General features: G+C 33.8%; 14 protein-coding genes. 4 read left to right on the top strand and 10 right to left on the bottom strand.

All coding sequences use genetic code 11. From position 1 onward, the window contains the following. Together BMZ74_RS13295 and BMZ74_RS13290 are read left to right on the top strand one after the other, a co-directional pair. The coding region (locus BMZ74_RS13295) for a transposase (protein ID WP_143070181.1) at positions 1–263 on the top strand (263 nt) is incomplete at its 5' end. Positions 264–303: 40 nt separating this feature from the next. Further along, on the top strand, positions 304–873 hold the full coding sequence (locus BMZ74_RS13290; RefSeq protein ID WP_177181453.1) for an HD-GYP domain-containing protein: 570 nt from the start codon (positions 304–306) through the stop codon (positions 871–873). 145 nt (positions 874–1018) lie between these two features. Here BMZ74_RS13290 and BMZ74_RS13285 read toward each other — a convergent pair whose 3' ends face one another. Further along, positions 1019–4822, bottom strand: a complete 3804-nt coding sequence (locus BMZ74_RS13285) for a phosphoribosylformylglycinamidine synthase (protein WP_089862705.1) — start codon at positions 4820–4822, stop codon at positions 1019–1021. Between the two features lie 123 nt (positions 4823–4945). Between BMZ74_RS13285 and BMZ74_RS13280 the strand changes: the two genes are divergently transcribed. Next, positions 4946–5851, top strand: coding sequence for a LysR family transcriptional regulator (locus tag BMZ74_RS13280; RefSeq protein WP_089862704.1), 906 nt, complete (start codon positions 4946–4948; stop codon positions 5849–5851). On the opposite strand, the gene BMZ74_RS13275 is transcribed toward BMZ74_RS13280, so the two are convergent. Together BMZ74_RS13275 and BMZ74_RS13270 are read right to left on the bottom strand one after the other, a co-directional pair. After that, a complete protein-coding gene (locus BMZ74_RS13275; RefSeq protein WP_089862703.1) occupies positions 5834–6169 on the bottom strand; it encodes a hypothetical protein in 336 nt (111 codons plus the stop codon). The two genes, BMZ74_RS13280 and BMZ74_RS13275, sit on opposite strands and share 18 nt — an antisense overlap. 151 nt (positions 6170–6320) lie before the next feature. Beyond that, positions 6321–7247 (bottom strand): ParB/RepB/Spo0J family partition protein, encoded by a 927-nt coding sequence (locus BMZ74_RS13270; protein ID WP_089862702.1) that lies wholly within the window; start codon positions 7245–7247, stop codon positions 6321–6323. 116 nt (positions 7248–7363) lie between these two features. Here BMZ74_RS13270 and murB point away from each other — a divergent pair, with 116 nt between their 5' ends. Then, a complete protein-coding gene (gene murB / locus BMZ74_RS13265) occupies positions 7364–8290 on the top strand; it encodes a UDP-N-acetylmuramate dehydrogenase (protein ID WP_089862701.1) in 927 nt (308 codons plus the stop codon). Between the two features lie 4 nt (positions 8291–8294). Here the strand turns inward: murB and BMZ74_RS13260 are convergent, their stop codons facing one another. From BMZ74_RS13260 to BMZ74_RS14565, 7 genes are all read right to left on the bottom strand, one after another. Next, positions 8295–8543, bottom strand: coding sequence for a GIY-YIG nuclease family protein (locus BMZ74_RS13260; protein ID WP_089862700.1), 249 nt, complete (start codon positions 8541–8543; stop codon positions 8295–8297). Further along, positions 8530–9018, bottom strand: a complete 489-nt coding sequence (locus tag BMZ74_RS13255) for a ferritin family protein (RefSeq protein WP_089862698.1) — start codon at positions 9016–9018, stop codon at positions 8530–8532. Before BMZ74_RS13255 ends, BMZ74_RS13260 begins: the two co-directional genes overlap by 14 nt. A 36-nt stretch (positions 9019–9054) precedes the next feature. Next, a complete protein-coding gene (locus tag BMZ74_RS13250; RefSeq protein ID WP_089862696.1) occupies positions 9055–9636 on the bottom strand; it encodes a TetR/AcrR family transcriptional regulator in 582 nt (193 codons plus the stop codon). Between the two features lie 243 nt (positions 9637–9879). Beyond that, complete coding sequence (locus BMZ74_RS13245) at positions 9880–10446, bottom strand: outer membrane beta-barrel protein (RefSeq protein ID WP_089862693.1); 567 nt, start codon at positions 10444–10446, stop codon at positions 9880–9882. Between the two features lie 134 nt (positions 10447–10580). After that, positions 10581–11039 (bottom strand): hypothetical protein, encoded by a 459-nt coding sequence (locus tag BMZ74_RS13240; protein ID WP_245750892.1) that lies wholly within the window; start codon positions 11037–11039, stop codon positions 10581–10583. Between the two features lie 46 nt (positions 11040–11085). Beyond that, positions 11086–12954 (bottom strand): patatin-like phospholipase family protein, encoded by a 1869-nt coding sequence (locus BMZ74_RS13235; RefSeq protein WP_089862692.1) that lies wholly within the window; start codon positions 12952–12954, stop codon positions 11086–11088. Positions 12955–13095: 141 nt separating this feature from the next. Further along, positions 13096–14744: hypothetical protein (locus BMZ74_RS14565; protein ID WP_089862691.1), on the bottom strand; the 1649-nt coding region annotated here is incomplete at its 5' end.

Below are 14744 nucleotides of genomic sequence, written 5' to 3'. Positions count from 1 at the left end.
TTCCTGATGTTAAAGAGTCTATTCAAGCTTTAAATAACTGGTATGAAAATGTTAGTCAGTCTAAATTAAATCTTTTCTATAGAGCTAAAGGAACAGTAAAACGCTGGGAACAACACATTATTAACTATTTTAAAACTAGAATAACCAACGGATTTGCTGAAGGATTAAACAACAAAATCAAATTAATCAAAAGAATTGGCTACGGTGTTCCCAAAGTTGAAAACTTAAAACGCCGAGTATTTTTATCATTGCTAAGTATTTAAGAGTAATTCAAAAAAACAAAGAGATAACATGATTCAAACGGTGCTATTTAGATTTCACAACATTTGTCAAAGAACCAATATTTTTAATAAAAAACTGCCTATCTTAAAAGATCATCACAGCAGAGTTAACCAAGTTACCAATATTCTGGCTGAAGAATTAAATCTTTCTGCTAAGAGTAAATTACTACTCGATCTGAGTAGTAATTTACATGATATTGGATTTTTGTTACTGCCAACCCAAATATTAACTAAAGCAAGTTTAAGCAGTACAGAGTTTGCCCTAGTTAAAGAACATGCATATTTTGGTTTTGAAATCTTAAGAAAACTAAATTTTGAATTAGCCGAAATCATTTTACAGCATCATGAAAGAATTGATGGTTCAGGTTACCCAGATCAACTAAAAAATAATGAAATTAGAATTGAAGCTAAAGTTATAGCTGTTGCAGATGTACTAGCAGCTATGAATAGTGAACGTCCCTATCGGGAAAAGCCAGGTTTTAAAAAATCGATTGATGAGTTAAATAAATATAGGGATAGTAAATATGATAACCAAGTTGTAAGCAAGTGTCTCAAGCTCGCTGCTGCAGGTAAATTTGACTTTTTAAAATGAATTTAAATAAAAAAAGCTATTCTAAGTGAATTCTTAAGATCAGATTAGTACTAATTCTAAATCCAATCTAGTTCACATTAAAATAGCTTTTAATTTTTAGAACTTTATTCATTTGATTTCGAATAATTAACAGCTAGATTATTTATTAATTATTCTTAAAATATTCTACTCCAGCTTGAAAAAGCTGCTGATCCTTTAAACCATTGATGTTTTTAGTCAAGTTATTTCCTATTCGCTCTGAATGTCCCATCTTACCCAAAATTCTACCAGTTGGATCTGTAAGACCCTCTACTGCTGCTGCAGAACCATTGGGATTAAAAGGAAATTCTAGAGTTGGCTGCCCTGTTAAATCAACATATTGAGTAGCAATTTGTCCCTGACTGGCAAGTCTTTTAAGCTGTTCAGTTCGGGCGGCAAATCTTCCTTCTCCATGAGAAACAGGAATAGTATAAATCTCACCTTCATTAACCCGGGCCAGCCAGGGTGATTTAGTTGACACTATTTTTGTCTGTACCATTTGTGAAACATGCCGGCCAATTGTATTATAAGTTAAAGTTGGGTCAGCTGGAGAAAGTTCTCTGATTTCTCCATAAGGTAGTAAGCCTAATTTAATCAAAACCTGAAACCCATTACAAATTCCCAGCACTAAGCCGGCTCGTTTCTGAATTAATCCTGCAACCGCTGTTTTAAGCAATGGATTTCTAAATACAGAAGCAATAAACTTGCCAGAACCATCTGGTTCATCTCCAGCGCTAAACCCTCCAGCCAGCATAAGCAGCTGTGCCTGCTTAATTCTTTCAGCAAGTTCTTTAATGGAAGCAGCCAGAACAGCTGGATTAAGATTTTTAAAAACAAAGGTATCCACTTCTGCACCTGCTTCTTCAAACTGTCTTGCTGTATCATATTCGCAATTTGTTCCCGGAAAAACTGGCAAAATAACTCTTGGCTTACTGATCTGTAAACCAGGAAATTTATTGTTATAATTTTGTTCTACTTTCCCAAAATTAGTAATATTACTTTTTTCTATCTTATTAGAACCAGATCCAGTTTTAGCTTGAGTCGGATAAATTTTTTCTAAAGGCTGCTGCCAGGCTTTCAGCAACTCAGCTAAAGCAACTTTATTTCCCTGCCAGTTAATTACCGCCTCTGAACTTGTTTTTCCTAATAAACAATATTCAGTCTGCCCAAAAAGTTTAGTTAAGTCTGTTTCTGGACTCACTTCAACTAATAAAGACCCGTAATCAGCTGTAAAAATATTTAAGTCTTCTAAATTAGCGTCAATTTCTGCTCCTAGCTGATTACCAAAACACATTTTGGCTAAAGCTTCTGCTATTCCGCCACGACCAACTGCATATGCAGCTTTAATTTGACCTGCTATAATACCAGACTTAACTTTTTGGTAAAGTACTTTTAACTTATTTATATCTGGTAAATCATCCCTTTCTCTAACTGCTGGCAAATAGATTAATTGATTAGCTACAGCTTTTAACTCAGGTGAAATAACATCCTGCACATTAACAGTTGTCACCGCAAAAGAAACTAAAGTAGGTGGAACATTAAGTTCTTCAAATGTACCTGACATGCTATCTTTACCACCAATTGCTGGTAAAGAAAAATCTTTTTGAGCAGCATAAGCTCCCAGTAAAGCACTAAAAGATTTACCCCAACGAGCTGGTTCTTTAAATAAACGTTCAAAGTATTCTTGGAAACTAAATCTAATTTTATTATAATCTCCACCAGCTGCTACAAGCTTAGCAATGGAATCAACAACTGCATAATATGCTCCATGAAAAGGGCTCCAGCTACTTAAATCAGGATCATAACCATAGCTCATTAATGTTCCAGTCTTAGTATCTCCCTTTAGTAATGGTATTTTTGCTGCCATTACCTGAGCTGGAGTTAATTGATGTTTTCCTCCAAAAGGCATCAAAATTGTGCCTGCTCCAATCGTACTGTCAAACTTTTCTATTAGTCCTTTTTGACTGGCAATATTTAGATCACTCATTAACTGTAGCCAATTATTTTTAAAGTTATCATCTTTAAATTCAACTGCTGCTGTAGCAAAATAACTGCTATCAGCGGGTGCCTCTATTTTAACTGCAGCTTTTTGAGTAGCACCATTTGTGGCTAAAAAATCACGGCTCAAATCAACAACTTTTTGCCCATTCCAATTCATAACTAATCTCTGATCAGACTTAACTTCCGCGACTACTGTTGCTTCAAGATTTTCTGCAGCTGCTAGACGAATAAATTCATTTTTATCAGCTGGATCAATTACAACTGCCATTCTTTCCTGTGATTCTGAAATAGCAAGCTCTGTTCCATCCAGACCAGCATATTTTTTCGGCACAGCATTAAGATCTATTTCTAGTGCAGGAGCAAGTTCTCCAATCGCTACTGCAACACCACCTGCACCAAAATCATTACATACTTTAATTTTTTTACTAACAGCAGGATTGCGAAATAGACGCTGAATCTTTCTCTCAGTCGGAGGATTACCTTTCTGTACTTCAGCTCCACTTTCTTCAATTGAATCTTCTGTATGGATTTTGGAAGAACCAGTTGCACCACCACAACCATCACGACCAGTTTTACCGCCCAGTAAGATAACTAAATCACCAGCTTCAGCTGCTCCTCGTACAACATTTTCTGCTGGAGCAGCTGCAAGTACTGCTCCAATTTCCATATGTTTGGCTAGAAAACCTGTGTGATATATTTCTGCAACATGTCCAGTTGCCAGACCAATTTGATTACCATAAGAACTGTAACCAGCTGCTGCCTGCTGAACAATTTTTTTCTGGGGTAATTTGCCAGGAATCGTTTTTTCAATCGGTTGACGTGGGTCAGCTGCTCCAGTGACGCGCATCGCCTGATAAACATAAGACCGTCCGGAAAGTGGATCACGAATAGCCCCGCCCAGACATGTTGCTGCCCCACCAAAAGGTTCAATCTCTGTAGGATGATTATGAGTTTCATTTTTAAACATTAACAGCCAGTCTTCATTTTTACCATCCACATCTACTGTTATTTCTATACTAGCTGCATTGACCTCATTCGAAATTTCTAAATCATTTAATTTTCCAGCTGCTCTGAGTTCTTTCATTCCTATTAAAGCAAGATCCATTAAACAAATATCTTTATCCTGATCAGGATAAAGCTTATGCCGGGCTGCTAAATATTCTTGATACGCCGTTTCAACAGCAGTAGTAAATTTACTTTGTTCAATTTCCACATCAGTAATTTTGGTTAAAAAGGTAGTATGCCGGCAGTGATCAGACCAATAAGTATCTAGCACCCTAATTTCAGTTAAAGTCGGATTTCTTTTTTCAATAGTTTTAAAATATTTTTGAGTATGTTCTAAATCAGCCAGACTCATTGCCAGTCCAAATTCAGTTAAAATTCTATTTAAAGCTGTTTGATCAGCTGTAATAAAGTCTGCAATAATTGCAACCTGCTCTGGCAGTTGGTATTGTACTTCAAGACTATCTGGTTTAGCCAGACTTGCTTCTCGAGAGTCAACAGGATTAATATAATAAGTTTTAATTTTTTCTAATTCTGTTGGGGTTAATTTACCCTGTAGTAAAAAAACTTGTGCTACTCTAATTTGGGGACGCTGATCATTATTTATAATCTGCAAACACTGCTCAGCAGAATCGGCCCGCTGGTCATATTGACCTGGTAGATATTCAACTGCAAAAACTGACTCATTTGGGGCGATTTTTAATTTTTCCTGATAAACTAAATCAACAGGTGGTTCAGCTAAAATAGTTGTACAGGCCTGCTCAAAAGTTGTTTCACTAATTCCTGCAATATCATAACGATTAAAAAGTCGTAAATTTATTAAATTTTCAAGTCCTAAATTTGTTCTGAAATCAGCTAATAATTCTGCTGCTTTGACATTAAAACCTGCTTTTTTCTCAACAAAAACTCTGCGAATCTGCTCTGCCATTTTTAGCGCCCCTTTTTATAAGATATTTACAATTTAATTATAAACTGATATGATTAAGTAGTAAAATTAATAGTTCTAATAAGATAAATAAGTAACACTAATAGCAAAGAGGATGATTAATAAATGATGATAAATTATGAACTATATAAAGTTTTTTACCAGGTAGCAGTCAATGCAAGCTTTTCCTTAGCAGCTAAAAAATTATATATTTCACAATCTGCAGTTAGCCAGAATATTAAAAAACTGGAAAAAGAACTGCAAACTAAACTCTTCAATCGGCAGGCTAAGCAGATTAAGTTAACTGAAACTGGTCAAATTCTATTTGATCATATTGAACCTGCTTTCAATCTGATTGAAAATGGAGAAAAAGGTATTCAGGCTATTCAGGCGCTCAGCAAAGGAGAAATTCATTTAGGTGTAAATGATACAATTGCTAAAGACTTTTTACTGCCCTATTTAAATCAATTTCATCGGCTCTATCCAGAAATTCAAATCCAGATAACAAATCGAACTTCCAGCACCTGCAGCAAATTGCTTAAGCAGCATAAAGTTGATTTAATTATTAGCAATCTTCCTAACCAAAGTTTAACAAATCAATTAGAAGTTAATATAATCAGTCAATTTAATGATATCTTTATCGCTAATCAAAATTTTAGTAAACTTAAACATAAAATTATCGAATTAAATGAGTTACCTAATTATCCACTACTTTTATTGGAGAAAAAAACTACTACTAGAAAATTTTTAGATGAATTTTTCCGAATAAAAGATGTTGAGATTGAGGCTAAAATTGAATTGGGGAGTGTTGATTTGTTGATTGAAATGGCAAAAATAGGCTTGGGAATTGCTTTTGTCCCAGAATATGCTTTTAATAGCTACCTGTCTAGAATAAATAATGCAAATGAAAAACTATTTAAACTACATTTAAAAAATAAACTGCCAGCTCGAAAACTGGCAGTAGTTAAAAATAAAGATGTCCCTGTTTCAAATGCAGTTAATGCCTTTCTGAAGTTATTGCTCTCTGGTTAACTCAGAAAATCTGATTGCAAGATCATACTTAGAACCAGAATAGCGAAGTAAATTAACTTTCTTATCACAGGCTTTTTTAATAGCAAGCTGTTCATAATTTTTATCTTCAACCAGAACAACTGCTGCAATATCTGCTAATAAAGCAGCTCCGACTACTACCAAATCATCTCTTGTTGTAAACCAGACATTACCGGCTGCAGCCATTTGCATTACATCGTGGGGAATATCACCAAAATATGCACCAGAAAATTCAATTTCTAGATTAGAACCTGCCACTACTTCCAATTTAAGTTTTTCTGCTAGTTCTCTTACTGTCAATTTTTATCCCCCCAGCTGTTAAATTTAATAATACCCAAAATTAATTCAGAATTATTATAAAATTTGTTCATATTATTAAATTCTGTAATCATTAGCTTTCTCCTGCTTGAATAGAATATTTTTTTTATTAACTTGCTTGATAACCATTTACTTATTTTTCCTTTAAGTGATCAATAAATTCTGGCAATGATTTTTTGTTCAGATCAGGAATTAAGATCCCCATTATCTGATAAAGATAAAAGAATTCATCCAGCAGTTCGTCTTGTTCTGGAGCAGAAATTTCTCCCTGCTGTTCCATGAATTGTTCGAGATTATCATTTACGTTAGTAAAAGCCTTCAATAATCTACGAATTGACTGATTAGAATTATGTTTAGTATTCTTTGAGCAGTGATCTTTTAGATTAAGATGTTCTCTTTTTAAAAGAATAGCTGCTACAGCTTCACTCATGGGTAGGTGGAGATATTTAGCATAAATATCTGTTACTGCTTTACACTCTTTTCGACTTAAATTATATTTAAGAACAGCTTCCAGCAGCTCGTCTTTTTTGACCGGATTACATGTTTTAGCTGCCAGAGCAGTAGCCAGACTTAAATGTGATAATGTAATTGGCGAATCTTCTTTTAGAACTTCCTGCTGATATTTTTCTTTTACATTGAGTATATTAAGCCAGAGAGTTAAAGTTGTTCTAGCTACACCTAATTGTTTAGCTGCTGTTTTTTTATTTAAATTATTGTCCTGCATAAACTTTCTAATAGCCAGAGCTCGTTCCAGTGGATTTAAATCCTGCCTCTGTAAGTTTTCAACCAACTGAATTTGAGTAAATTGAGCAGCAGAAATTTCTGCTGTCAAAATTACAGCTGCAATTTTAGTTTTTCCCTGCTTTTGAACAGCCCGCAGACGTCTTTCTCCAGCTATTAATAAGTAATGATCTTTCTGCTGCTGGACTACTATAGGCTGCAGCTGACCAACTTCTGCAATTGAATTTGCTAATTTATCAATACTTGCTTCTGAAAAATCCTGCCTTACCTGATCAGATCTACTTAGCACAGAATCTACAGCTATTTCTTTATATTTCATTTAGTTTAAATCCCCCAATTAATTTTTTAGTTAGGCTGGTTAATATTGATTTTCCAGCTCAGATAACATATTATATTAAATGAAAGTAAAATTAATTTACTAAAAGGAGCTTAATGATGACCTATAATTCTACTATCAATAGTTTAACAAATAAATTAGCAAAAATAAACTCTTTACAGATAGCTGAGCATAAAATTCTGGCTAAATATGCCAGTTTTAAAATTGGCGGTCCAGCTGATCTTTTTTTAACTCCTGAGAATATAACGGCTGTCCGGAAAATTCTCCCCTTAATTGCAGAATCTAAGTTACCATATTTTGTTCTCGGCAAAGGCAGTAATTTAATTATTTCTGATCTTGGTTATCGTGGAATAATTATTTATACAGGTAAATTAAATAACTATCAGATTAAAGAAAACAGTATTATTGCAGAAACTGGCTTAGAATTAAAAGATATTGCCGAAATAGCCTATCAAAATAGTTTAACCGGCTTAGAATTTGCGGGCGGAATTCCAGGTTCATTAGGAGGAGCACTCTATATGAATGCAGGTGCTTATGGAGGCGAAATGAAAGATGTTATTCAAAGTGCAGAATTAGTAGATGAAACTGGAGAAGCCCAAAACTTAAAGCTTCAGCAACTAAAATTAAGTTACCGAAATAGCTTACTCCAGCAGCAAGAAAAAAACTGGCTGGCAGTAAAAGTAACTTTACAGCTTAAAACAGGCAAAAAAACAGCTATTAAAACAAAAATGGAAGATCTTCAGCAGCGTCGCTGGAGTAAGCAGCCGCTAGAATTTCCCAGTGCAGGTAGTATTTTTAAGCGCCCAGCCGGATATTATACAGGACCATTAATTGAAAAAGCTGGTTTAAAGGGTTTTCAAATCGGTGGTGCCCAGGTTTCTAAAAAACATGCTGGCTTTATTATTAATACCGGCTCAGCAACTGCTGCAGATGTAATTAATTTGATCAATAAGATAAAACAGGAAGTATATAAAATAAGCGGCGTTCAATTAGAAATTGAACCCCGCCTTCTAGGTGAATTTTAAATTTTTAAGTAAAGATTTTTTTCTTCTGCTGACGGGAAAGCTGTTTAATTTGATATTCCCGCTGCTGGGCCTGGCTTCTGCTGGAAAAGCTTTCCTGATGTCTTAAAACAACAGGTCTTCTCCCTCTAGTATATTTGGCTCCCTGCCCGAGATTATGTTCCTGCAGCCGCCTTTCAATATCAGTTGTATAACCTGTATAAAAAGTTCCATCTGCACATTCTACAATATAAATAAAGTGTTTAGTTGCGGCCATACTCTTCAATATATTTACCTAGATCACGAAGATGGCCTTTTTCTTCTTCAATTAACTGTTCTAAAGCTGTAATTGTTTTACCATCATTATTATCACACATTTCACGATAAAAAAGAATAGAATCTTTTTCAGCCTGAATTGCCAATTTTAAAGCTTTTTCAACGTCATTTAAAGCCTCAACCGCTTCTTCACTATCGGCAGCTGGGAAAATTGAATATTCTACTAAATAATCAAAATAAGCACTTACCTCTTCTTCATAAAGATAATCTGCTTCTGACTGATTGGACTTTAAATCACTAGTTAAAGCTACAAATTTTTCATAATGGTCCTGCTCATCAGCTGCTAACCTACGAAAAAGCTCTCTTAAATCTCTATTATCAGTTGCATCAGCATGTTTTAAATAAAAATTTTTACCACGTTTTTCTATATCTTTAGCCATCTCCATTACTTCTAGAGCATTAAATCTTGCTTTCATTATCTTATCCCTCCATCTTATCTGATCAAAACTAAATCAATTGGCCAGTGTTCTGGCTAAATAATCGCTTACCTTATCTACAGCTTTAAGATAATTAAATTCTTCTTCTACCATAACTAATTTTCTAAAGATTATGCTATCAAGAGTTCCAACAAAAATACAGGCGAAATATTCAAAATCATTTTTTGAATTTATATATTTTTTTTCTACTAAAAAATCATATAATAACTTTAAATTATCAAATCGATGCTGATCCATTTTTTTATACTCAGCAGTAAAATCTTGGTCAATGGCTACTGCTTCCCGTAAAATAATAACTGACAGCGCTCGATTTTCAGCATGTAACTTAAATCTTTCTGCTAACATTTCTTCCATAAAGCCTTTTAAATCACTGCTCTTTTTATAATACTTTTCCAGATTAAACTCACAATGAAAAATCTGCTGATAAAGCCTGATCAATTCTAAAAACAAATCTTTTTTACTGGAAAAATAAAGATAAAAAGTTCCCTTAGCAATTCTAACTTTATCAACTATATCAGCAATATGTGAATTATAATATCCCTTAGCTGCAAAGACTTTGATTGCTTCAATAATTATCTGTTCTCTACGATCTGTCACCTGCTACCCCCTCTTTATCTAAAAATATTTTATCCCTTAAATTAAATTTTATCACATTTGGGAGAATTTTTAAATAAGAAGCAGTAAAGTAGTTAACATAAATAGCTAAATTCAGGATAAAAACCCCCAAATTTAGCTAAAAATATGTTTAATCAAGTTGGTTAGCTTATTTAACAGCCAAATAAAAGCCTTTTTGTTAAATAAAGATTAATTTTACAAGACTGCGGTCAGCTGTATATTTACTTAAAATTTAACGCCAAGTGAAACTGTTAGTTTTGAATAATCAAGATCTTCACTGTTACCATTCAGATCTGCTTCTCCATTATTAACAGAGTACATTACTTCAGCTGTCATTGTATTAGAAAGATCCATACCAGCTCCAACTGCATAATAAAGACCGCCAGAAGTATCATCAACTGAATAACCAGGTAAATTATCCATATCAAAAGTATTATAACCAAGCTGTCCAAACATATAATAAGGGTTATTCATAAAATCATATTCTGCTAGAGCATAGATTGGCATAAAGCTAAACTCTGGATCACCAGAAGCATCAATTTCTCTATCCAGCTGATATCTGAGCCCTCCACCAAGTGTCCAACCATTCCGATAAGGAACTTTATATTCACCAATTAAAGTTAGTCCTGTATCAACATCATCACTACCATAAGCACCATCAATATCAATTTTACCACCAAAATCAAGTCCAGCTTTTAAATCCCAATAACCAGGAACCTGAGCCAGGGTAGCTGTAGATACAGTAAAAATAAACATTGCTGCTATTAAAAATATTAAAGATAGTTTCTTCATTTTAGTTAGCCTCCTTTGAGTCAATCAAAAAATCAATTACCATAAATAATAAATTACTCGTTTAACAGTTTAACTTACAAATAACCGCAGTGCTTAATAAAACGTAATTATTACTCTATAAATATTTTATCATATTATATATTTATATCAACTAGAGCTGTAACCCCAACTCCTTCGATTCTATCTAGATTTTTAAAATCAATTGGATTAGTTGTATTAATCGGGATTAGAGCTCTAATTCGAAAAGCACCATCTTTAAATTCTCCTTCCAATTGGGCAACTGCTTCTACCTGTTTTACTGATTCTGCTGGCCCAGATACCTGAACAGCACCAGCATAGGAATTAGAACCAACAGTAACAATAGGCACTACTTTAGTTTGTTCTTTTACTTCCAGGCCACGATTAAGAGTTAATGTATTAATAAAATCATTGATCGGTCCTGCAAATCGGTCAACAATTACTCCAATTCCAAAAGTTTTAAGTACCTGGCCCAGAATATCAGAGTCTGCCTGTGCCACAGTCGAAAAAACTGGTACAATACTCACTGCAAATATTAAAACAACCAATAAAACTAGTTTAAATTTACTTATCATGTTAAATCCCTCCTTTTTTTGCATTTAACTGCTATTTTTAAAGTACTTAAAATTGATAACCAAGTTCAAGCCCTATTTTATCATCTTTTTCTTCAAAGTCATAGGAAAAATATAAGTCTACCTGTACTGGACGTAAACCAAGTAAATATAATTGAGAATCAAAACCAATTCCAGCGGCAATTCCATCATTATCCTGACCACTAAGATCAGCTTTACCTGTTTCAAAGTAATCAGTAAAAAGATAGCCACCAACATCGGTAGTCTGCAGTATACCGCCTAGTTCAATTGGCTCAAGCAAAGTATGAGTATATTTAAAATCAAGACTAGTCTGCAGTTGAGTAAATTCATCGATTGACTGGCCTCGATAAATAATAGGTGAGTCTAATACTTCAGTATTATTATAAACAATCTGACTGGCCAAATTCCATTTACTGCTTAAATCATAGTCAATTATGTTACTGGAAAGCAGCTCAATCTCTGATTCTTTACGATTATAGATAAAATCATTTTCTGTCTGCCAGTTAAAGTTAGTTGTTGCAAAAACAAAATCACCGCTGATAAGGTAATAATGCTGATCATTTTGTCGACCAAATCCAAGACCTGTTTTAAACTGATTACCATAATATTTAAGTTCTAGGCGATAATCGGATTCTTTATCTGCCTGATAATCATTCCCATAAGCTAAATAAAGATCTGTAGCTGCTGTAAGTTTTTTTAATTCTAGCTTAGTTTCATAGCCATCAGCAAAAAAGCGTTCTCCCTTTAGAGAAAAAAATAAATTATCGTGCTTAGCGTTAATCCCAAAATTAAGCTGATCTGCAAAAGGAGTAATTAAGTCCTGATCAAAATAAGACTTATTTTGTCCATAGTTTAAAAACCAATTACTTTCAGAACCAGAAATAATTATGCGATCATCAGCCATATCTTTCATAATTTGTGAAACATCGTTAATTGCCCGGTTATGATATTTCTGCAGCTCAATTCCCCGCTCAGTAAGTTTTTTCTTTAAAGCAGGTATTCTTACCTTAGTAATTAAATAACCAAGTTCTACTAGCTCTTGAGCCTGATTAAAGTCCATAAAATTATAATCACTTACATCAATTTCAATAACAAAATCTGCATAATCAGCTATTATTTGCTGAGAAAAGTTTTCCTGCATAATATTAACAAAACGGTCAATTGAAGTAGCAGCATTTTCAAGATCACTATAATCTTTATCTGCAAAAGAAGTAGTTGCTATTACAAAATCAGCTCCTAAAGCAGCTGCAGCTTTAGCAGGTGTAGCCTCAACTATACCAGCATCCATAAAATACTTATCATCACGACTTTCGACTGGAAAATAATAGGGAATAGAATAAGTACTCTGAATAACCTCAGATATCTGCCCAGTAGTGGTTAAATACTTTTTTCCGGCACTCAGTTCAAAACTAAGTAAAGCAGTTGGAATTTCAAAGTCTTCTAACTTTTTTTGAGGTGCAACAGATTCCATAAAATAGTTTAATTTTTTAGTGTCTAGCAGAGATCCACTTCCATTTAAACCAAGATCTATTAGATTACCAAAAGAAGTAGTTGTAACTATTTGTAACATCTGTTCTGTATTTAAACCACTGCCGTAAAGAGTAGCTACAATCCCTCCCATACTGGTCCCTGTTAATAAATCAACTGGAATGCCTTCTTCTCTAAGGGCCTTAACTACTCCAAAATTAACCATAGCTCTTGCACCACCACCTGATAATGCTAAACCAACTGTAGGTCGTTTTAAATTTTTGTAATGTGACTTAAATTGCTGATAATTTTCGATTAAATAGCTTTCTCCTCCAAATTTTTGCTCAGTTAATTCAGACTTGTTTTTGGCAGAAGCAAGCAACGGAATAAAAAGCAGCAAGATAATTAATAAAAAACCAGTTTTTTTCAAATTATCATCCCCCAGCACATAATAACTAACTTTACTTCTATTATAAAACAAAGTCAATTCAAAAACAAAAAAATCCCGGGAAAAATTCCCGGGATGTAAGCAAATATTAAATTAGATATTAAATTATCTAATTAAACTAGCTTAGAAACTAACTGATAACTGAGTTGTAACGAAATTACCATCGATATCAGCATTATTACCATTAATTGAATAAACATTATTAATCTCATTACCATCATGTCCATTCAACTGATCAACATCACCAGTGATGTACTGTACATCTGTAATCCAGGTAATATTATCAGTTAACTGATGATCAATTCCTGCTTTTAGATAGGTAAAGTTCATATCTTTATCCCAGATACCTTCGTTATCATAGAGATCAGCATTTTTGTTGATAATTTTAGCTCTTAAGTTAGTATTAGCTGTCCAGTCATAAACTGTACCTAACTCAACTACTGTAGTATTATCATCTACTTCATCTGTATAATAGTCATTTTCAATATATTTTAAAGCAGCATGGTTGCTAAACTTACCATAGGTATTATTCCAACCAATACTATAGATATATTTATCTTCATCAGTATCTCTGCTGTAGCTATTGTCTCTTGCAAAATCTTGACTAAATGCATCATCAGCATCATATTCAACCATAGCTACATCAAAGGCAAGACTGTTATTAGAATTAACTACATAAGTAGTTCCTAAGGTATATTTGTCAAAATCATAGTCTTCTTCCATATCTGCTTGAACATCAGCAGAGTGATCTTTACCACCATTGAACTCATCACCAACAGTCTGGTAACTACCTCTGAAGCTCAGAGTATCAGTATAAATGTAGTTAGCAGCTATTTTAAACATACTGTCATCTGTATCAGCTTCATCTAGCTCATTATAAACTGCTTCTCCACTTAAAGTTAAAGAATCAGTTAAGTCTGTACTAACTGCAACTGCAATATCAGTAACCTTTTCGTCAGCAGAGTCTAAATCAGCCTGATAGACTTTACCAGTTACTACAGTATTATTCATAAATCCTTTGCTAACTGTAACACCATAGTATAAGTCATCACTTTGATCAAAACTATCTCCCTCATCAGAACTATTAACATTACCATCATCATAGTTAATAGCAAATGCTTTTAAATCAAGTCCATAGACTGGACCAGTGAATTCAACACCTTCAGCATCTTCTACATCATAGAAATAAGCGCTATCATCTACATCATAGTCACCCATATCACCAATTTTTACAGTCCAGTTATCTTGAGTAATAGTTAAAAGTGCTGTATCCATATCGATACCGTTTTCATCACCCTGTTCACCTAAAACCTTAGTGTAATCATCATAGTTATAACCTTCATAGTCAGTAAAACCATTAGTAATAGTATCTACTGCTAAGTCAAAATTGATTCCTTTTAAACTTCCGTTTAACAGTAAATCAATTTCTTGATAAAATGCTTGTTCAGCAGGGAAATCATCATAATCTCCACCACCATTGTTACTAATAGTATCATCGAGACTGTTTACATTATCAATTCTTGGTAAGTCAACATCTAAAACATCACCATCAGCTAATGCTTCAGCTGTAGCTGTTTCATCATCACCATAGCTACCAACTTGTGCATAAGTTGTAACTACACCAGAGAATTCGATATTATCTTCTGGTACGTCTAAAGCAGCTATAGTAGCTTTGATTTCGTCAACATCTTTACCTAAAGTATCAACTTTAGCACCTAATACTTTAAGTTCAGCTTTTAATTCAAAAGTTAAAGCATCTACGATGTCAGCAA

Source organism: Halanaerobium salsuginis, assembly GCF_900114545.1.
In the GTDB taxonomy this organism is placed as follows: Bacteria; Bacillota; Halanaerobiia; order Halanaerobiales; family Halanaerobiaceae; genus Halanaerobium; species Halanaerobium salsuginis.
This window is presented reverse-complemented; position numbering and strand designations above follow the sequence as displayed.